Here is an 18,553-nt window from a genome sequence, read left to right on the forward strand (position 1 = left end):
GTGCCGAGCGGGACAACCCAGAACCGGAGGCCACTCGTGACCACCGTCGCACCCAAGCCGGTCGTGACCCGGCCCTGGCCGGTCCGCGAGCCGGTCAAGGGGTCGGCCCTCGCGCGGCTGCTGCGCACCACGGACGCGAAGCAGATCGGGATCATGTACATGGTCACCGCGTTCGCGTTCTTCATGATCGGCGGCCTGATGGCGCTGATCATGCGTGCCGAGCTGGCACGCCCGGGCCTGCAGTTCCTCTCCCCGGAGCAGTACAACCAGCTCTTCACCATGCACGGCACGATCATGCTGCTGTTCTTTGCGACGCCGATCGTGTTCGCCTTCGGCAACTACGTCGTGCCGCTGCAGATCGGCGCGCCCGACGTGTCGTTCCCCCGGCTGAACGCCTTCGCCTACTGGCTCTACCTCTTCGGCGGCACCATGGCCACCGCGGGCTTCGTCGCCCCGGGCGGCGCCGCCGACTTCGGCTGGTTCGCGTACGTGCCGCTGAGCAACGTGCAGCACTCGCCGGGTGTGGGCGCCAACATGTGGATCGTCGGTCTGGCCATCTCCGGTCTGGGCACCATCCTCGGCGCGGTCAACATGATCACCACGATCCTGACCCTGCGCGCCCCCGGCATGACCATGTTCCGGATGCCGATCTTCACCTGGAACCTGCTGGTCACCAGCCTGCTGGCGATTCTGGTCTTCCCGCTGCTGGCCGCCGCGCTCTTCGCGCTCGCCGCGGACCGCCTGCTCGGCGCCCACGTGTACGACCCGGCCACCGGCGGGCCGATGCTCTGGCAGCACCTGTTCTGGTTCTTCGGGCACCCCGAGGTGTACATCATCGCGCTGCCGTTCTTCGGCATCATCTCCGAGATCATCCCGGTCTTCTCCCGGAAGCCGATCTTCGGCTACAAGGGCCTGGTCGCCGCCACCATCGCCATCGCCGCGCTGTCGATGAGCGTCTGGGCGCACCACATGTTCGCCACCGGCCAGGTGCTGCTGCCGTTCTTCAGCTTCCTGAGCTTCCTGATCGCCGTGCCGACCGGCATGAAGTTCTTCAACTGGATCGGCACCATGTGGCGGGGCCAGGTGAGCTTCGAGTCGCCGATGCTCTTCTCGATCGGCTTCCTGGTCACCTTCCTCTTCGGCGGCCTCACCGGCGTGCTGCTGGCCAGCCCGCCGCTGGACTTCCACCTGTCCGACTCGTACTTCGTGGTGGCGCACTTCCACTACGTGCTGTTCGGCACGATCGTGTTCGCCGTCTTCGCCGGCATCTACTTCTGGTTCCCGAAGATGTTCGGCCGGATGATGGACGAGCGGCTCGCCAAGATCCACTTCTGGCTGACCATGATCGGCTTCCACACCACCTTCCTGGTGCAGCACTGGCTCGGCGCCGAGGGCTTCCCCCGCCGGTACGCCGACTACCTGCCGGGTGACGGCTTCACCGGGCTGAACATGCTCTCCACCGTCGGCGCGTTCGTCACCGGCATCTCGACGCTGCCGTTCATCTACAACTGCTGGAAGTCGTACAAGGCCGGCCCGGTGGTCGAGGTCGACGACCCGTGGGGTCACGGCAACTCGCTGGAGTGGGCGACCAGCTCGCCGCCGCCGCTGCGCAACTTCGACCGGATGCCCCGGATCCGCTCCGAGCGGCCGGCGTTCGACCTGAAGTTCCCGGAGCTGGCCGCCGGCCGGAGCCTGGCCGGCCCGCCGGAGGGCGGCGCCAAGCCGCTGAGCCGGGAGTCCAACGGTGGCGCCAGCTACCAGGAGGACACCGACACCACCGTCGAGCGGAACTGACCCGCGCCACGACGTCCGACGGGCGCCGCCCCCCCAGCACCTGGGGAGCGGCGCCCGTCGCCGTTAGGGTGCGCCGGGGCTCAGGCCGGCGGCGCGTGCTCGGTGAGGAAAGCGGCCAGCTTCTCGCGGAGGTCGGCGTCGCCGGTGCCCGGGTTGACCAGGCTCACCCCGTGCGCGACGGACGGGGCGAGCACCAGCTCCCGCGCGGCGGTCTTCGGAGTGGTCTCGTACAGCCGGCGGGTGGACTCCGCGAAGCTCGTCTCCTGCTCGCCGACGCCGTAGAAGACCGGGACGGTGATCTTCGGGGTGGCCGCCGCGGCGTCCGCGTCGCCGTACCCGGCCGGCGGGGAGAGGGCGACGACCGCGACCGCCGCCGGGTCCAGCGTCGGCGTCGCGGCCAGCACGGCGCTGCCGCCCATCGACGCGCCGACCAGCACGATCTTCGCGGCCCCCTCGGCGCGCAGGGCGGCCGCCGCCGCCTCGACCTGGCGGGCCATCGGCACCCCGTTGCCCAGCGAGACACCGGACCCGAGGAAGTCGAAGGCGAGCACCCGGTAGCCCCGGTCGATCAGCTCGCGCCCGTAGGGCAGCCACTGGCAGACGTCGCCGGCCGCCTGATGCGCCAGCACCACGCCCGTCGAGCCGGACCCCAGCACGACCCCGCCCAGCTCGGCGCCCACCTCGTCGCCGAAGACGACCTGCTGGCCGCCCTCGGTCAGCTCGGGGCAGGCGGCGCCCGCGCTCAGCCCGGTCGGCTCCGGCTCCGGCTTCGGCTCGCTGGCGCAGGCGGCGGCCACCCCGACGACGAGGGTGGCGGCGAGCAGGGACAGGGCGCGGCGTCTCATGGCGGCTCCTCGGCGGTCGGTGGAAGCGCTCCCATCGTCGCCTGCGGAGCGCCCGCTGTACCGACCCGGTCGCCGGTTCCGTGGCGAAACTGTTACCGCCCGTCAGCGCCGCCCCCGCTGGGGGGACGGCGCTGACGGGCGGTGCGACCCGTCCGTGGCGTCAGCTCCGGACACCGCGGGCGGGAGCGGCTCAGCGAGCCGTCGCGTACATCGCGCAGCCGATCAGCTCGAGCGAGACCTGCAGCCGCTCCAGGCTGATGTTCTTGGCGATGGTGTCCGCCGGCGTGTGGTACGGCGGCTCCAGCAGCGCCGGGGTCTCCTCGCCCCGCCAGGAGAAGTTCGCGCTGGCGATGCCGACCTCCTGGAAGGACTGGTGGTCGCTGGAACCGCGCAGCGTCACCGGCGAGATCCGCGAGTCGTAGCCGAGCCGGGCGGCGGCGGCCGACACCTCGTCGGTAGCCCGGTTGGCCTGGCCGGTGAAGGAGAGCAGCCAGTACCGGGTCGCCGGGTCCCAGCTGGTGGCGACCATGTCGTTCTGGTAGACCGCGAGGAACCGGTCCCGCTCGGCCTGCGGCAGCTGGGCGACGTGGTAGCGGGAGCCGATCAGCCCCTGCTCCTCCGACCCCCACAGGGCGAACCGGATGGTGGCGTCCACCGGGATCGCCCGCAGCACGCGCGCCAGTTCGAGGCAGAGCACCGTGCCGGAGCCGTCGTCGTTGGCGCCGGGCGCGCCGATCACCGAGTCGTAGTGGGCGCTGACCATGACCACCGGCCCGTCGGCGCCGGCCCGCCCGACCCGCTCCCCGATCACGTTGTGCGAGGTCAGGCCGCGGTGCGCGGAGGTCGCCACACTGAGCGTGTACCGGCCGGCGGCAGCCATCGCGCGCAGCCGCTCCTTCTGCACCTGGGCCACCCCGACCACCGGGATCGGCACCGGCGAGCTGGCCGAGCCGGGCAGGGTCGGCGAGAACGCCGACGCGCTACGCGGGTACGCCTGGTCCGCCGGCAGGAAGACGACGGCGGCGGCGCCCCGGGCCACGGCGGTGGCGACCAGTTGCTCGCGCTGCGCCGCCACGTAGTCGACGAGCACGACGCGCCCGGTGACCTCCGCCGGGTAGTTCGCGGGGGCGCCCGCGCCGACGTCCACCACGTCGCCGCTGACGCTGGTGTCCAGCGCGGCGTGCGGCGAGGCGCCGACCTGCCAGCACAGGTCGGCGGGGAGGCCGGTCGGCGAGTCGAGCTGGGCGAGGAACTTGTCCGCGACGGCGAACGGCTGCAACTGGGTGTCGTAGCCCAGGTGGTCCAGCTGCCGGGCGATGTAGTCGGCGGCGCGGCGCTCGGAGGCCGTACCCCCGATCCGGGGGCCGATGTCCTCGCTGAGCACCCGCAGGTGCGACAGCGCCCGCTCGGCCGAGACCTGGGCGATGATCTTCCGATCGTCCGGGGTGAGGGCCGGCGGCCGGACGGCACCGGGCCGCTGGTCGGTGGCCGCCCAGGCCGGCGCGGGCAGAGCGACGGTGGCGGCACCGCCGAGGGCGACGGTGAGCATCCGCCGGCGGGTCACCGCGGAACGCGACGAGTCGGCCGAAGGGCTGGCGGGGTGTCCGCTGTGGTTGGTGGTCAAGGGGTTCTCCTCCTGATCCAGGGCTGAGCCCGGTGCGACCGATGGGTGACCGGGCTCACAGGCCCCCGACGCTATCCCGAAGCCAGCAAAAGGCCAAGATCCAAATCGGACGTCACCCTGGTCACGCCGCCATCGCCGTCGCCATCGCCGTCGCCATCGGGCGGAAAGCCCGACATGCCGCATGTCGCGCCGTCGTCGTCCGGGTAGGGCCCGACGTGCCGCATGTCGGGCCGTCGTCGTCGGGGGAGGGCCCGGCGTGCGGCATGTCGCGCCATCGTCGTCGGGGGAGGGCCCGGCATGCCGCATGTCGGGCCGTCGTGCGTTGGGGTGGCGGTCAGCGGGCGGCCGGCTCCAGGCCGGGTGCGGCGAGTGGCTCCTGGTCGGGTGCGGCGGGCGGGCCATCGTCGGGGGTGCCGGCGGCCGCGCGGCGGCGGCGCAACTCGACCGGGAGCACCAGCAGCGTCACCACCAGGCCCACCGCGCCCGTCACGGCGAAGCCCCAGAACGGCGTCGAGGCGTCGATCACCGCCCCGGCCAGCGGGGCGCCCAGCGCGATCCCGACGGTGACCGCCGAGCCGTGCAGGCCGATGGCGACCCCGCGCACCCCGGCCGGCGCGAGCCGGCTGACCGCGTCGGAGGTGGCGGCGAGGGTCGGGGCGCAGAGCGCGCCGGCCGGGATCAGGGCCAGGCAGAGCAGCCACCAGTGGCCGCCGCCGAAGCCGACCGGGATGGTGCACAGGCTCAGCGCGGCGGCTAGCGCGAGCGGCGAGACCGGCCGGCTGGCCGTCCCGTACGCGAAGCCGCCCAGCAGCGACGCGACCGCCCAGATGGCGAGCACGGCGCCGGTCCAACCCACCTCACCGCCGGCCCGCAGCACGGCGACCACCGCGACGTCGGTGCCGCCGAGGACCAGCGTGGCGGCGGCGCTGACCGCCAGCACGGCCAGCAGCCGGGGGGTCAGCCACTCGCGCCGGGGCACCCGGGCCGGTGGCCCGGCGGCCTCGCCGGCACTGCGGACGGGCGGGTTGAGCACCAGCAGGGCGAGGCCGGAGGCGACGATGCCCGCGCCCACCGCCCAGAGTGTGCCGCGCGGGGAGAAGCCGGTGGCCAGCGCCACCGCGAGCGCCGGGCCGGCCATGAACGACAGCTCCACCGACATCGAGTCCAGCGCGTACGCCGGGCGGCGCTGGCTCTCCGGCACCAGCGCGGCGATCGACTGCCGGATCACCGAGAAGACCGGCAGCGCCAGCAGCCCGGCGAGGAACGCCGCGGGCAGCAGCAGTGGATAGCTCAGCACGGGGGCGGCCGCCCAGAAGACCGCCTCGGCGGCGGTGGTCAGGGCCAGCACCGGCCGCAGGCCCCGCCGGTCGACGAGCCGGCCGAGCAGCGGGGCGCCCAGCGCCGAGCCGATGGTCAGCGCCGCGCCGACCAGACCGGCGGCGCCGTAGCCGCGGCCCAGGTCGAGCACCACGAAGAAGGTGAGCGCGACCCCGGTCATGGTGAACGGGATGCGGGCGGCCACCGACGCCAGCAGCAACGAGCGCAAGCCGGGCAGGGCGAGCGCCCGCCGGTAAGGCGTCAAGTTCATCGTGGTCCGTACCTCCGGCCGTCATCCTCGGCCCGGGGTACGACAACGGCAAGCGGTTTGCCGCCTCAAGCGGCCCTGATCACAGGCTCCCCGACCGTGGTGACGCCGGCGCCGTCCAGGGCCCGCAGCGCCACGTCGAGGGTGGCCGGGGCGACCGCGGCGGTCAGGTCAAGCAGCACGGTGGTGGCGAAGCCCTCCCGGGCGGCGTCCAGCGCGGTGGCCCGTACGCAGTGGTCGGTGGCGATGCCGACCACGTCCACCCGGTCGACGTCGCGCCGGCGCAGCCACTCGGCCAGGCCGAGGCCGTCCCCGGCGTGCCCCTCGAAGCCGGAGTACGCCGCCGCGTGCTCGCCCTTGTGGAAGATTTCCTCGACCCGGCCGGTCTCCAGGCGCGGGTGGAACTCGGAGCCGGCGGTGCCGACCACGCAGTGCCGCGGCCACGAGTCGATGAAATCCGGCGGATCGCCGAAGTGCGCGCCCGGGTCGACGTGGTAGTCCTTGGTCGCCACCACGTGGTCCCACCGGTCGGGCTCGGCGGCGAGCAGCCGGGAGATCCCGGCCGCCACGTCGGCGCCACCGGCCACCGCGAGCGAGCCGCCCTCGCAGAAGTCGTTCTGCACGTCGACGATGATCAGTGCGTTGGCCATCGGAGCGGCCCTCCCTCAGCTGGCTGGAACCACGGTGACCGGGACGGCGGGGTCCCCGCCGGACAGCTTCAACCCCTCCCACGGGATGGAGATCAGGCACTGCCGCAGGTGCTCCCGGGACTCGGTCAGCGACGGCAGCGCCACCGGCTCGCCCTCGACCACGAACGAGCGCTGGAGCAGCCGGTCGTTGGGCATCCGGTCCGGCACGCCCTGCGGGACGATCACCTCCTCGGTGGCGGTCCCGGTGGGCTTGTGCCGGCGTACGGCCACCTTGCGGCCGCCGATGGTCGCCTTCTGCTCGGAGCGCTTGACCACCGGGCGCCCCTCCACCTCGACCAGCTTGTAGACAAGTCCGGCGGTCGGTGCGCCGGAGCCGGTGACCACGGCGGTGCCCGCGCCGTACATGTCCACCGGCTCGGCGGCCAGCGCGGCGATGGCGTACTCGTCGAGGTCGCCCGACACGATGATCTTGGTCTCGGTGGCGCCGAGCGAGTCGAGCAGCTCGCGGGACTGCTGGGCGATCACCGCCAGGTCACCGGAGTCGATCCGGACCGCCCGCAGCTCCGGCCCGGCCACCTCGATCGCGTTGCGGATGCCCTGGCTGATGTCGTACGTGTCGACCAGCAGCGTGGTGTCCTTGCCCAGCGTGGCGACCTGGGAGGCGAACGCGGCCTTCTCGTCGTCGTGCAGCAGGGTGAACGCGTGCGCGGCGGTGCCGGCGGTGGGGATGCCGTACCGCGCCCCGGCGGCGAGGTTGGAGGTGAACTGGAACCCGGCCAGGTACGCCGAGCGGGCGGCGGCCACCGCGGCCTCCTCGTGCGCCCGCCGCGAGCCCATCTCGATCAGCACCCGGCCGCGGGCCGCGGTGACCATCCGGGCGGCCGCGGCGGCCACCGCGCTGTCGTGGTTGAGCACCGACAGCACCAGCGTCTCCAGCACCACGCACTCGGCGAAGCCGCCGGAGACGGTGAGGATCGGGGAGCCGGGGAAGAAGAGCTCACCCTCGGCGTATCCCTCCACGTCGCCGGTGAAGCGGTAGTTGCTCAGCCATTCGGCGCCGGCGTCGTCGACCACCCCGGTGCGGCGCAGGAAGTCGACCTCGGCCGGGTCGAACCGGAAGTCCCGGAGCAGGTCGACCAGCCGCCCGGTGCCGGCGACCACGCCGTACCGGCGACCGGCCGGCAGCCGCCGGCTGAACACCTCGAACACGCAGCGGCGGTCGGCGGTGCCGTCGCGCAGGGCGGCGCCGACCATGGTCAGCTCGTAGTGGTCGGTCAGCAGCGCGGGGCGAAGGGTGCTCACCCGCCCAGCCTAGGGTTCACTCCCCGGCCGTGTCGGTCCGGCCCGGTATCGACCGCAGGACCGCGCCGAGCTCGGCCCGCCCGGTCACCCCGAGCTTGCTGTACACCCGTTGCAGGTGGTTTTCCACCGTGCGGCTGGACAGATAGAGCCGTTCGGCGATGACCCGGCTGGTCACCCCCTCGGCGGCGAGCCCGGCGATCTCCCGTTCCCGGCTGGTCAGGGTGGGCCGGACCAGGCGCAGCGCCGGGGTGTCGAGGTCGTCGGCGGCGCTGAGCAGGGCGGCCAGCCGCTGGTGGGCCACCCCGGCCGCGCCGGAGCGGTCCCGCCGCAGCCGGTGCAGGGCCATCGCGGTGGCCTCCGCCGCGTACAGCGGGAGCCCCAGGTCGGTGAAGCAGTCGGCGACCGCGAGCAGGCCGTCGGCGGAGTCCTCCACGGCGGCCCGGGCCTGCCGGGCCAGCACCGGCGCGAGCGGCCCGTCGACCGACTCGGAGAGCTCGGTCAGGCGTTGTGCGACCGTCCGGCGGGTGCCGTCGGTGCAGGTCGGGCCGACCAGTGTGGTGGCCCGCTCGTACCGGACCAGGTCGTGCAGGACGAGCGTCTCGTGACCGGCGAGGCCGTCGGCGCGCAACCGGTCGGCCAGCTCGGCGAGCTGCCGGGTGGCGGCGGCCAGATCGCCGGCGGCCGCGAGGGCTGCCCCCCGGGCCTGCTCCAGCCAGGGGTAGAGCACCGCCATCCCGGGGGCGTGGATCCGGTCGGCCTCCGCCACCGCCTCCGCGGCGTGCGGCGCGTCGCCGCGCAGCGCCGCCGCCTGGGCCCGCTCGGCCTGGCCGAGGCTCGCGTAGACCCGGCTGGTCGCCAGCACCGCGCAGGCGCCGAGGCTGATCTTCAGGGCGTCCCCGCTCTGCCCGCGCAGCCGCGCCGCGTACGCCCGCAGGATGGCCAGGTAGCCGGTGCCGAGCCGGAAGTCACCCGCCCCGGCGAGGTCGGCGAACTCGTCGGCGACGATGGCGTCGATGCCGGCCAGGTCGCCGGCGAGGGTGAGCTGGGTGCCCCGGGCCAACTCCATCGCCAACTGGAGATATGGCATGTCGGTGCGCCAGGCCGGCGCCTCCGCGGCCACCCGCGCCACCGCCTCGGCGCTGCGCCGGAAGTGGCCCTGGGCGGCCTGCAGGTGCGCCACGGTGCAGCGGGCCAGCTCCCGGGCCGACGCGCCGGCCGCCGGCCGGTCCAGTACGCCCCGGCCGAGCCGCAGCGCGGCGTCCGTGTCGAGCCGGTGCAGCCGCATGATCGCCTCGAACGCGCGCACCCGGGCGACGTCGGCCGGGTCGGTCAGCTCGTCCGCCCGGCGGGCGAGCTCCTCCACCGTGGACTCCTGACTGAGCCCCCAGTAGGTGACCATGCCGCGGGCGGTGAGCCAGCGGGCCCGCCGCCCGTCGCCGGGGATCTCGTCGGCGACCGCGTCGAGCACCCCGAGCGCCTCGGTGGGCCGGTCGCCGAACATCAGGATGGTGGCGAGCAGCTCGGCCGCGTCGTACCCACCGTCGGCCTGCAACGCGGCCCGGGCGAGCCGGGTCGCCAGCGGCACGTCGTAGCGGGTGAACGCCTGCACCGCCGCGTCGAGCAGCAGCGCCGGATCCTGCGCGGTGCCCGAGTCCAGCCGCCAGACGGCCACCCGGAGCAGGTCGTCGCGGCGCCGCTTGCCGGCCTTCTCCAACAGGTCGGCCAGCCGGGCCTGCAACCGGCGGGTACGGCTGACCGGGCAGCGGCGGCGCAGCACCTCGCCGTAGAGCGGGTGGGCCAGCCGCACGTTCACCCGGCGGTCCTGCTGGATCACGCTGATCAGGCCGCGTTCCTCGGCGGTCTCCACATCGGTCGGCTCGACCGCCTCGTTGAGCAGTTGCAGGCCCAGCGGTTCGCCGAAGGCGACCAGCTCGACCACGGTGCGGACGCCGGAGCTGAGCTGGCCGACCCGGGTGTCGATCAGCTCGGTCAGGTTGGGCGCCAGCTCCAGCCGCCCGGTCCAGGTCCACACCCCGTACGTCTGGTGCAGCTCGCCGCCGGCGGCGGCCATCACCAACTCGCGCAGCAGCAGCGGGTTGCCGCCGGAGAAGCGCCACAGCCGCTCGGCGGCGCCGTCGTCGACCGGGCCGTCCAGGATTTCGGCGAGCAGCTCGGCGGTCTCCGGCCGGCCGAGCGGGCTCAGCTCGGCCAGGTCGACCAGGTCGTCGGTCCAGAGCGCGCGGATCGGCAGCGGCAACTGCTCGCCGTCGCGCAGCGTGCCGACCACCGTGGTGTTCTCGGCGCGGGCGACCAGGTGGACCAGGGCCGCCGACGGCGGGTCGAGCAGGTGGGCGTCGTCGATCGCCAGCACGATGGGCCGGCCGGCCGCCTGCTCCCGCAGCGCCTGCACCGCCCAGCGCAGCAGCCCGGCCGGGGAGAGCCCCTGTGGCTGCTCGGCCGGCAGCACCTGCACCAGCCCGCCGAAGGGCAGCGCCACGGTGGTGGCGCTGGCCGCGACGAACGAGATCGCGTACCGGTCGGTGGGCAGGGCCGCCATGCCCTCCCGGAGCAGCCGGCTCTTGCCGATGCCGGCGCTGCCGCTGAAGAAGATGCCGCGCCGCCCGATGTCGGTGATCGCCGACAGCAGACGGTCGAGTTCATCCGTTCGGCCGACGAAGCTCCACCGACTCATCAGGGCAGCATATCGACGCGAATCGGGCTGCGCGTAGACCGTCACGCAGTGAAGTTGAGTAATCTCGTGGTTACCGCTGAGTATCGGAGGTATTCGTCACGGAGTCGCTGCGCTCCGTAGGCTTCCGTCATCCGGGCTCAGCGCCGGATATGTCGACGCGACCGGCTCGCGACCGGTCGCCCCGCACCCGGAGGGCACCGGATGAAGCCACGTCCTCTCTCCTCGGCCGACCACCCGGGCGTCGCCTCCGACGACGGGGACCGGCCGGTGGACCTACCCCGCTGCGGTCCGCTGCCGGAACGGCTCGGGGCGGCCGGGCCCGGGTCCGAGGAGCCGCTCGCCGTGGTCGCCGCCGGGCCGGCCGGGGCCGGTCGCAACGAGGTGCTGGCCGCCCTGCTCGGCCAGCCCGCCGGGATGCTCGCGGTGACCGCCGGCGCCTGCCTGGTGGTCCGGCACGCACCGCAGGCCACCCGCGCGGCGTACGTGCCGGGTTACCGCCAGCCGCTCGGGTACGGCGCGGACCAGCTGGCCGCCGGACCCGCGCTGGCCCGGCCGCCGCGCCGGGTCGAGTTGAGCCTGCCGGTGCCGCTGCTGCGGCACTTCACGCTGGTGGACACGCCGGACTCGGGCACGCTCGGCATGGCCGGCGGCCGGCTGCTGCTGGACGCGGCCGGGCGGGCCGGCGCGCTGCTCTTCGTGATCGCCGCCGACCAGGCGTTCACCGCCGCCGAGCTCGACCTGCTGGCCGAGCTGGGCTCGTCCACCGTCGAGGTCTTCTTCGTGGTCACCCCCGGGGTGGCCGGCTGGGAGCCGGGGCCGGGCGGTGCGGCGACGGGGGACACGGGGGCCTCCGTCCCGCCGACCGTCCGGTCCGGCATCCCGGAGGACGCGGTCGCGCTCAGCGCGGCGGCGCACCGGGCCGCCCTGCTGGCCGCCGTGCCCACGCTGGCCCGGGCGCCCTGGTTCCCGGCCCGCAGCCCGGTGCTGCCCGAGCTGCAGCGGGCGCTGGTCGGCTGGGCCGCCGACGAGGGGCTGCGCCGGGCCAGCGCCGAGCCGCCGGTGCCGCCGGGCACGCACGAGCGGGTGGCGGTGGCACCCGCGGCGGCCCGGGGCGACTGGGCCGACCGGCTGGACCGGCAGGCCCGCGCCTGCGCCCAGCGGATCCGCCAGGACCTCGCCCTGGAGCTGGCGAAGATCCACCTCAGGGTGGTCCAGGAGATCGTCTTCGGGGTGGGCAGCGCCGGCCTGCCGCAGCTGCTGGACCGCGAGATGGAAGCGCTGTCGGCGCTGGCCACGGCGCAGTGCGACCAGGCGGTACGGAGGCTGCTGCACGACGCCTCGACCCGGGTCCTCGGGGCGCCCCCGGCCGAGGGGGTGCGCCGGCGCATCGCCGGCGCCGTGCGCTGGGGGCTGGCCGAACACGCCGCCGGCCGGGAACTCGACCGCGTGCTGCTGGTCACCAGCACCGCCGGGGTGGCCGACCTGGCGGGCGCCGGAGCGATCGACGCGCTGGCCGGCTACCCGGGGGCCGAACGCACCGAGGTGCTGCCGCCGCTGGCGGTCGCCCTCTCCGGGGGCTGCTGGCAGCACTGGCGCAGCCCCGGCAACGACGATCCGGCCGGGGCCCGGTCCTGGGCGCAGCGGGCGCTGCGCGAGGTGGAACTGGAACTGACCCGCGAGGTGTCGCGGCGGTTCGAGGTGATCCGTCTCTCGATCTTCACGGTGCTCACCGATGCGGTCGATCACGGCATCCTGCTCGCCTGAGCGCGGCGGGAGCATCGACGCCGGTACGGCGGCACCGGCCCTGCGGCACGCCGATCCCGGCCGTCCCGGCGTTCCGGTTCATCGGTTCGCCGATTCCGGTGGCACGATGGGGGGCATGGCGGCTCCGCAGGTTGCACCGGTCGAGACGCCGGCCACCGAAGAGGTGCCGGTCTCGGACCGGCCATGGGTGACGATCGTGTGGGACGACCCGGTCAACCTGATGACCTACGTGACCTGGGTCTTCCAGAAGTGTTTCGGCTACAGCCGGGAGAAGGCCGAGCGGCTCATGTTGGACGTGCACCACAAGGGCAAGGCGGTGGTCTCCAGCGGCGCCCGGGAGCGGATGGAACACGACGCGTCGCAGCTGCACGCGTACGGACTGTGGGCGACGGTGGACCGTTCATGAGCATGTTCCGTTGCCAGGGCGGGCGGTACGTCGCCACCTTCGCCGTGGACGAGGTCCGGGTGCTACGCAAGGTCGCCTCCGAGGTGGTCGGCCTGCTCACCGACGGCTTCGACCACACCGACCCGGTGGTCGGCCGGCTCTTTCCCGACGTCTACCCGGACGACACGGCGAGCACCGTCGAGTTCCGCCGCTACACCGAGGGCGACCTGAAGACGGCCAAGATCGACCAGGCCGGGGCGATCCTCGCGGCGCTGCCCGACTCCGCCGAGGCGGGTGGTGAGGTGCGGCTCGACGCGGAGGCGGCGGAGGCGTGGCTGCGGGCGCTCAACGACGCCCGGCTGGCCATGGGCGTCCGGCTCGACATCTCCGACGGCACCGACCTGGGTGAGGAGCTCGACGAGGCGGTGGCCGCCGACCCCACCTCGTCCCGGGTGTTCCAACTGTCGGTCTACGCATACCTGGGCTATCTCCAGGAATCCCTGCTCAACGCCCTGATCGACTGATTGGTGAGCGCCGCCACTTCGCCGCCGTCGCCGGTCGGCGCTAGGCTGGTCGGCGTGCTGAGCATCGACCGGTCGATCATCGACGCGATCGTGGCCCACGCGCGCCGGGACCACCCCGACGAGGCGTGCGGCGTGGTCGCCGGTCCCGTCGGCGCTGACACCCCCACCCGGCACATCCCGATGGAAAACGCCGCCCGCTCGATGACCTTCTACGAGTTCGACTCGATGGAGCAGCTGCGGGTGTGGCGGGAGATGGACGACCGCGACGAGGAGCCGGTCGTCATCTACCACTCGCACACCGCCACGGAGGCCTACCCGTCCCGCACGGACATCTCCTTCGCCGGTGAGCCGGGGGCGCACTACCTGCTCGTCTCCACCCGGGAGAGCGACACGGAGGAGATCCGCTCCTTCCGCATCGTCGACGGCGTGGTCACCGAGGAGCCGGTGCGGATCGTGGACGCGGCCGTGGACCCGCACGCCGTCCAGTCCTACATGTTCGGGCAGAGCCCGGCGACGGTCGACTACGAGTGTTCGGGCCGCTGACCTCCTCAGCGTCCGGCCAGCTCCCCCTTCCCGTCACCGTGGCACACCCGATCAAGGAGTACGACACCATGTCCATCGAGGTTCGCATCCCCACCATCCTGCGCAGCTACACCGGCGGCGCGAAGGTCGTCGAGGGCGCCGGGGACACCCTGGCCGACCTGCTCACCGACCTGGACTCCCGGCACGCCGGCCTGAAGGCCCGGCTGGTCACCGAGGCCGGTGCGCTGCACCGCTTCGTCAACGTCTACGTCAACGACGAGGACGTCCGCTTCCTGGGCGCGCTGGACGCCAAGCTCAACGACGGTGACAGCGTGACCATCCTGCCGGCCGTCGCCGGCGGCGCGTTCGGCTTCGCGGCGGCAGCCGCGATCTCGCAGCACCGCGCGGCGGCAGCCGCGATCTCGCAGCACCGTGCCGCGGCCGCGACCGTCGCCTCGCACGCGGCCGGTCTGCGCGCCGCCGCCCGCTGAGGGCGGTCGCCATGGCGCGCTACGACAGCCTGCTCGACGCCTGCGGCGGCACGCCCCTGGTGGGCCTGCCCCGGCTGTCGCCGACGGTGCCCGACGGGGCGCCGCCGGTGCGGCTCTGGGCGAAGCTGGAGGACCGGAACCCGACCGGCAGCATCAAGGACCGGGCGGCCCTGTTCATGGTCCGCGCGGCCGAGGCGGCCGGCCGGCTCCGCCCGGGCGACACGATCCTGGAGCCGACCAGCGGCAACACCGGCATCTCGCTGGCCATGGTGGCCAAGCTGCGGGGATACCGGCTGGTTTGCGTGATGCCGGAGAACGTCTCCACGGAGCGGGTCCAGCTCCTCAGGATGTACGGTGCGGAGATCATCTTCTCGCCGGCGGCCGGCGGCTCGAACCAGGCCGTCGCCAGCGCGAAGCAGATCTCGGCCGAGCACCCCGACTGGGTGATGCTCTACCAGTACGGCAACGAGGCCAACGCCCGGGCGCACTACGAGACCACCGGGCCCGAGCTGCTGCGCGACCTGCCCACGATCACGCACTTCGTGGCCGGCCTGGGCACCACGGGCACCCTGATGGGCACCGGACGATACCTGCGGGAGAAGGTCGACGACATCCAGATCGTCGCCGCCGAGCCCCGCTACGGCGAGCTGGTCTACGGGCTGCGCAACATCGACGAGGGGTACGTCCCCGAGCTGTACGACGCCGCGGTGCTGTCCCGGCGGTTCTCGGTGGGCACCCGGGACGCGGTGCTGCGCACCCGGCAGCTCGTCGAGGTGGAGGGCATCTTCGCCGGGTTCTCCACCGGCGCGATCCTGCACGCCGCCCTCGCCGTGGCGCACGAGGCGGTGCGCGACGGGCGCGGTGCCGACGTCGCCTTCGTGGTCTGCGACGGCGGCTGGAAATACCTGTCGACCGGCGCCTACGGCGGCACGCTGGCCGACGCCGAGGACGCCCTGGAAGGGCAACTCTGGGCCTGACCGGTCCGGTGCGGGCCGTCCGGCGGCCCGCACCGGCCACCCCGGCGACCGCGACACTGTGTCACCTTGATGACAACTTCGGGGAGACGATTCTTGCCGCCGCCCACCGCGCGTAGGCTGCGCAGCGTGGCGTACGCGTCGGTAGAGATCATCGGCGGGCCGAGGGCCGGGACGGCGACTACTAGGCGTGAGCGCGGGACGACCGGATGCGACTGACCGTTCTGGGTTGTGCCGGGAGCTTCCCGGGCCCCGACTCCCCGTGTTCGGCATACCTGGTCGAGGCCGACGGGTTCCGGCTGCTTGTCGACTTCGGTCCCGGTTCGCTGTCCACCCTCCAGCGGTACGTCGGGCTGCACGCCCCGGACGCCATCCTGCTGACCCACCTGCACTGCGACCACTTCCTCGACGCGCTCAACTACGTGGTGGTCCGCCGGTACGCCCCGGACGGCCCGTACCCGCCGCTGCCGATGTACGCGCCGCCCGGCGCCCCGGACCGGCTGGCCACCGCGTACGGGCAGGACGACAGCACGGTCGAGGACGTCTACCAGTTCTACGGGCTGCAACCGGGCACCTTCCCGATCGGCCCGTTCACGGTCACCGTCGACCGGATGAACCACCCGGTCGAGACGTACGGCGTGCGGCTGGAGCACGGGGGCCGGGTGCTCTGCTACTCGTCCGACACCGCGCCCTGCGACGCGCTGCTGCGGCTCGCCCAGGGCGCCGACGTGTTCCTCTGCGAGGCGAGCTACCTCGACGGCGTGGAGAACCCGCCGGACCTGCACCTGACCGGCCGGGAGGCGGCCGAGTACGCGACCAAGGCCGAGGTCGGCCGGCTGCTGCTGACCCACCTGGTGGCGGCCTGGGGCAGCGAGGCGCACACCGTCGAGTCGGCCGCCGCCGCGTACGCCGGGCCGCTGGAGGTCGTCCGGGCCGGCGCCAGCTACGAGGTCTGACCCGGCGCGCGGAGCGTCTTGTGCCGCACTGTTCGCCGGCCGGTCAACCCCGTGTCGCCTGGTGCACCCGTGCCGCCTCCACGGTGGGCCCATGCGCATCGCCATCGTCACCGAGTCGTTCCCACCGGACGTCAACGGTGTGGCGCACTCGGTAGTGCGCACCGCCGAGCACCTGGCGGCGCGCGGCCACGAACCGGTGGTCATCGCGCCGGCGCCGCCCGGCGGCCGCCGGTACGCCGAAGAGCGGCACCCCTATCCGGTGGTCCGGATCCCGAGCGTGCCGCTGCCCCACTACCAGGGGTTCCGGCTGGGTGTGCCGAGCCCGCGGCTGGCCGGCACGCTGCTCGGGCACGCCCCGGACGTGGTGCACCTGGCCAGCCCGTTCGTGCTCGGCGCCCGGGCCGCCGCGCTGGCGTCCCGGCACCGGCTGCCCACCGTCGCGGTCTACCAGACCGACGTCGCCTCGTACGCCCGCGAGTACCGGATGGGCTGGGGGGTCAGCGCCGCGTGGCGGCGGATCCGGGAGATCCACAACTCGGCGGACCGGACCCTGGCCCCCTCCACCCGGGCGGCGGCCGACCTGATCGCCCACGGCGTACAGCGGATCTGGTTGTGGCGGCGCGGCGTGGACGCCGACCGGTTCCACCCGGACCGGCGCTGCCCGGCGCTGCGGCGCGAGCTGGCCCCCGGCGGGGAGCTGCTGGTCGGTTACGTCGGGCGGCTCGCCCCGGAGAAGCGGGTGGACCTGCTGGCCGGCGTCGCCCGGTTGCCCGGGGTGCGCCTGGTGGTCGTCGGGGACGGCCCGGCCCGGCGGCAGCTGGAACGCCTGCTGCCCGGCGCCCGTTTCCTCGGCGTCCGGCACGGCGCGGAGCTGGCCCGCCTCTACGCCAGCCTGGACCTCTTCGTCCACGCCGGTCCGCACGAGACGTTCGGGCAGACCATCCAGGAGGCGCTGGCCAGCGGGGTGCCGGTGGTGGCGCCGGCCGCCGGCGGACCGGTCGACCTGGTGGAGAGCGGCGTCACCGGCCTGCTGGTGCCCCCCGGTGACCCGGCGGCGCTGACCGGCGCGGTGGCCGCGCTCGCCGCCGACCGGACCCGCCGGGCGGGCTACGAACGCGCTGCCCGCGACGCGGTCAGCCGCCGGGGCTGGGCCACCGTCGGCGACGAGCTGATCGACCACTACCGCGCCGTGCGGGCCGGCACGCGGGCCGCCGACCTGAGCGCGGCGTGACCGTCCCCGAGCCCCGGCCCACCCGGCCGGCCGCCGCCGACGGTGACCGGAGCCTCCGGATCGTCCGGCTGGCCAACTTCGTCACCGGCCGCTCGGGGGGCCTGCGGACCGCGCTGCACCACCTCGGCGCCGGCTACCTCGCCGCCGGGCACGAGCCGGTCCTGGTCGTCCCGGGCGACCGGTACGCCGACGTCCGCCGTCCATGGGGGAGGGTGATCACCCTGCCCGGCCCGGAAGTGCCCGGCACCGGCGGCTACCGCCTGCTGACCGGGCGGCGTCGGCTCGCCGCGCTGCTGGACGACCTCGCCCCGGACCGGCTGGAGGTCTCCGACCGGTCCACCCTGCGCTGGACCGGCCGGTGGGCCCGGTCCCGGGGCGTCGGCTCGGTGATGGTCTCCCACGAGTGCCTGACCGGCCTGCTCGGGCAGTGGCGGATGCCGGCCACCGCCGCCCGCCGGACGGCGGACCGGCTGAACCGGGAGACCGCCCGGGCGTACGACCGGGTGGTCTGCACCACCGGGTGGGCGGCCGAGGAGTTCCACCGGCTGGGCGCGGCCAACGTCGACCTGGTGCCGCTCGGCGTGGACCTGGCCACCTTCCGCCCCGACCGGGCCGACCCGGTCCTGCGCGAGCGGTACGCCGACCCCGGCGAGGTGCTGCTGGCGCACTGCGCCCGGCTCTCCCCGGAGAAGCGGCCGGACCTGGCCGTCGACGCGGTCGCCCGGCTGCGCCGCGCCGGCGTACCCGCGGTCCTGGTGATGGTGGGGGACGGCCCGCTGCGGCCGGCGCTGGCCCGGCGGGCCGAGGGGCTGCCGGTGACCTTCACCGGCTTCTTGCCCGACCGGGACGCGGTGGCCGCGGTGCTGGCCTCGGCCGATGTGGTGCTCGCCCCGGGCCCGGTGGAGACCTTCGGGCTGGCCGGACTGGAGGCGTTGGCCTGCGGCACACCGGTGGTGGTCAACGCCGCCAGCGCGCTGCCGGAGGTGGTCGGCCCGGCGGGCGTCGCCGCGTACGGCACGCCGGCCGCGATGGCGGCGGCGGTGACCCGGCTGCTCGGCCGGCCGCGCGCCGACCGGGAGCGCGCCGCGCGGACCCGGGCGGAGCAGTTCGGCTGGGACGCGGCCGTCGCCGGTTTCCTCGGGGTGCACCGGGCGGCGCCGGCGGGCCGGGACCCGGGGACCGCCGGCTGATCCTCGGGCGGGCGGGGCACCCCG

General features: G+C 74.4%; 16 protein-coding genes. 10 read left to right on the forward strand and 6 right to left on the reverse strand.

Annotated elements, in window-relative coordinates:
* The first annotated feature begins 36 nt into the window (after window positions 1-36).
* On the forward strand, window positions 37-1,794 hold the full coding sequence (gene ctaD / locus K7640_RS11190) for a cytochrome c oxidase subunit I (protein WP_222954687.1): 1,758 nt from the start codon (window positions 37-39) through the stop codon (window positions 1,792-1,794).
* 80 nt (window positions 1,795-1,874) lie between these two features.
* Here the strand turns inward: ctaD and K7640_RS11195 are convergent, their stop codons facing one another.
* From K7640_RS11195 to K7640_RS11220, 6 genes are all read right to left on the reverse strand, one after another.
* Complete coding sequence (locus K7640_RS11195) at window positions 1,875-2,639, reverse strand: alpha/beta fold hydrolase (RefSeq protein WP_222954688.1); 765 nt, start codon at window positions 2,637-2,639, stop codon at window positions 1,875-1,877.
* A 190-nt stretch (window positions 2,640-2,829) separates the two neighbouring features.
* On the reverse strand, window positions 2,830-4,263 hold the full coding sequence (locus K7640_RS11200; RefSeq protein ID WP_255608612.1) for a M28 family peptidase: 1,434 nt from the start codon (window positions 4,261-4,263) through the stop codon (window positions 2,830-2,832).
* A gap of 334 nt (window positions 4,264-4,597) precedes the next feature.
* Window positions 4,598-5,851 carry an MFS transporter gene (locus K7640_RS11205; protein WP_222954689.1) on the reverse strand — a complete coding sequence of 418 codons (1,254 nt, stop codon included), beginning with the start codon at window positions 5,849-5,851 and terminating at the stop codon, window positions 4,598-4,600.
* Window positions 5,852-5,916: 65 nt separating this feature from the next.
* Entirely contained in the window at window positions 5,917-6,498 is a 582-nt protein-coding gene (locus tag K7640_RS11210; protein ID WP_222954690.1) for an isochorismatase family protein, read from the reverse strand.
* A 15-nt stretch (window positions 6,499-6,513) separates the two neighbouring features.
* Window positions 6,514-7,800 carry a nicotinate phosphoribosyltransferase gene (locus tag K7640_RS11215; RefSeq protein ID WP_222954691.1) on the reverse strand — a complete coding sequence of 429 codons (1,287 nt, stop codon included), beginning with the start codon at window positions 7,798-7,800 and terminating at the stop codon, window positions 6,514-6,516.
* Between the two features lie 16 nt (window positions 7,801-7,816).
* Window positions 7,817-10,492 carry a LuxR C-terminal-related transcriptional regulator gene (locus K7640_RS11220; protein ID WP_222954692.1) on the reverse strand — a complete coding sequence of 892 codons (2,676 nt, stop codon included), beginning with the start codon at window positions 10,490-10,492 and terminating at the stop codon, window positions 7,817-7,819.
* A 201-nt stretch (window positions 10,493-10,693) separates the two neighbouring features.
* On the opposite strand from K7640_RS11220, the gene K7640_RS11225 reads away from it, so the two are divergent.
* The 9 genes from K7640_RS11225 to K7640_RS11265 all read left to right on the forward strand — a co-directional run bounded on the left by K7640_RS11225 (window position 10,694) and on the right by K7640_RS11265 (window position 18,529).
* The gene (locus K7640_RS11225; protein WP_222954693.1) at window positions 10,694-12,256 is read left to right on the forward strand and encodes a hypothetical protein; all 1,563 of its coding nucleotides are present in this window, start codon (window positions 10,694-10,696) and stop codon (window positions 12,254-12,256) included.
* A 115-nt stretch (window positions 12,257-12,371) separates the two neighbouring features.
* The gene (gene clpS, locus K7640_RS11230; RefSeq protein WP_222954694.1) at window positions 12,372-12,662 is read left to right on the forward strand and encodes an ATP-dependent Clp protease adapter ClpS; all 291 of its coding nucleotides are present in this window, start codon (window positions 12,372-12,374) and stop codon (window positions 12,660-12,662) included.
* The gene (locus K7640_RS11235) at window positions 12,659-13,165 is read left to right on the forward strand and encodes a DUF2017 domain-containing protein (RefSeq protein ID WP_222954695.1); all 507 of its coding nucleotides are present in this window, start codon (window positions 12,659-12,661) and stop codon (window positions 13,163-13,165) included. The genes clpS and K7640_RS11235 overlap by 4 nt, the downstream gene beginning before the upstream one ends.
* Window positions 13,166-13,219: 54 nt before the next feature.
* Complete coding sequence (locus K7640_RS11240; RefSeq protein ID WP_222954696.1) at window positions 13,220-13,708, forward strand: Mov34/MPN/PAD-1 family protein; 489 nt, start codon at window positions 13,220-13,222, stop codon at window positions 13,706-13,708.
* 68 nt (window positions 13,709-13,776) lie between these two features.
* Window positions 13,777-14,178 carry a MoaD family protein gene (locus tag K7640_RS11245; RefSeq protein ID WP_222954697.1) on the forward strand — a complete coding sequence of 134 codons (402 nt, stop codon included), beginning with the start codon at window positions 13,777-13,779 and terminating at the stop codon, window positions 14,176-14,178.
* A gap of 11 nt (window positions 14,179-14,189) precedes the next feature.
* A complete protein-coding gene (locus K7640_RS11250; RefSeq protein WP_222954698.1) occupies window positions 14,190-15,155 on the forward strand; it encodes a PLP-dependent cysteine synthase family protein in 966 nt (321 codons plus the stop codon).
* Between the two features lie 206 nt (window positions 15,156-15,361).
* Window positions 15,362-16,108 carry an MBL fold metallo-hydrolase gene (locus K7640_RS11255; RefSeq protein WP_222954699.1) on the forward strand — a complete coding sequence of 249 codons (747 nt, stop codon included), beginning with the start codon at window positions 15,362-15,364 and terminating at the stop codon, window positions 16,106-16,108.
* 91 nt (window positions 16,109-16,199) lie between these two features.
* Window positions 16,200-17,339, forward strand: a complete 1,140-nt coding sequence (locus tag K7640_RS11260; RefSeq protein ID WP_222954700.1) for a glycosyltransferase family 1 protein — start codon at window positions 16,200-16,202, stop codon at window positions 17,337-17,339.
* On the forward strand, window positions 17,336-18,529 hold the full coding sequence (locus tag K7640_RS11265; protein ID WP_222954701.1) for a glycosyltransferase: 1,194 nt from the start codon (window positions 17,336-17,338) through the stop codon (window positions 18,527-18,529). The genes K7640_RS11260 and K7640_RS11265 overlap by 4 nt, the downstream gene beginning before the upstream one ends.
* The last annotated feature ends 24 nt before the right edge of the window (window positions 18,530-18,553 follow it).

The sequence above is a fragment of the Micromonospora sp. PLK6-60 genome (assembly GCF_019890675.1).
Classification (GTDB): domain Bacteria; phylum Actinomycetota; class Actinomycetes; order Mycobacteriales; family Micromonosporaceae; genus Micromonospora.

Excerpts from the sequence above, each read along its gene's own strand:
- K7640_RS11260 (WP_222954700.1), top strand. The coding sequence starts at position 16,200 with ATGCGCATCGCCATCGTCACCGAGTCGTTCCCACCGGACGTCAACGGT.
- K7640_RS11235 (WP_222954695.1), top strand. The coding sequence starts at position 12,659 with ATGAGCATGTTCCGTTGCCAGGGCGGGCGGTACGTCGCCACCTTCGCC.
- K7640_RS11255 (WP_222954699.1), top strand. The coding sequence starts at position 15,362 with ATGCGACTGACCGTTCTGGGTTGTGCCGGGAGCTTCCCGGGCCCCGAC.
- K7640_RS11195 (WP_222954688.1), bottom strand. The coding sequence starts at position 2,639 with ATGAGACGCCGCGCCCTGTCCCTGCTCGCCGCCACCCTCGTCGTCGGG.
- K7640_RS11210 (WP_222954690.1), bottom strand. The coding sequence starts at position 6,498 with ATGGCCAACGCACTGATCATCGTCGACGTGCAGAACGACTTCTGCGAG.
- K7640_RS11220 (WP_222954692.1), bottom strand. The coding sequence starts at position 10,492 with ATGAGTCGGTGGAGCTTCGTCGGCCGAACGGATGAACTCGACCGTCTG.
- K7640_RS11250 (WP_222954698.1), top strand. The coding sequence starts at position 14,190 with ATGGCGCGCTACGACAGCCTGCTCGACGCCTGCGGCGGCACGCCCCTG.
- K7640_RS11225 (WP_222954693.1), top strand. The coding sequence starts at position 10,694 with ATGAAGCCACGTCCTCTCTCCTCGGCCGACCACCCGGGCGTCGCCTCC.
- K7640_RS11205 (WP_222954689.1), bottom strand. The coding sequence starts at position 5,851 with ATGAACTTGACGCCTTACCGGCGGGCGCTCGCCCTGCCCGGCTTGCGC.
- clpS (WP_222954694.1), top strand. The coding sequence starts at position 12,372 with ATGGCGGCTCCGCAGGTTGCACCGGTCGAGACGCCGGCCACCGAAGAG.
- K7640_RS11245 (WP_222954697.1), top strand. The coding sequence starts at position 13,777 with ATGTCCATCGAGGTTCGCATCCCCACCATCCTGCGCAGCTACACCGGC.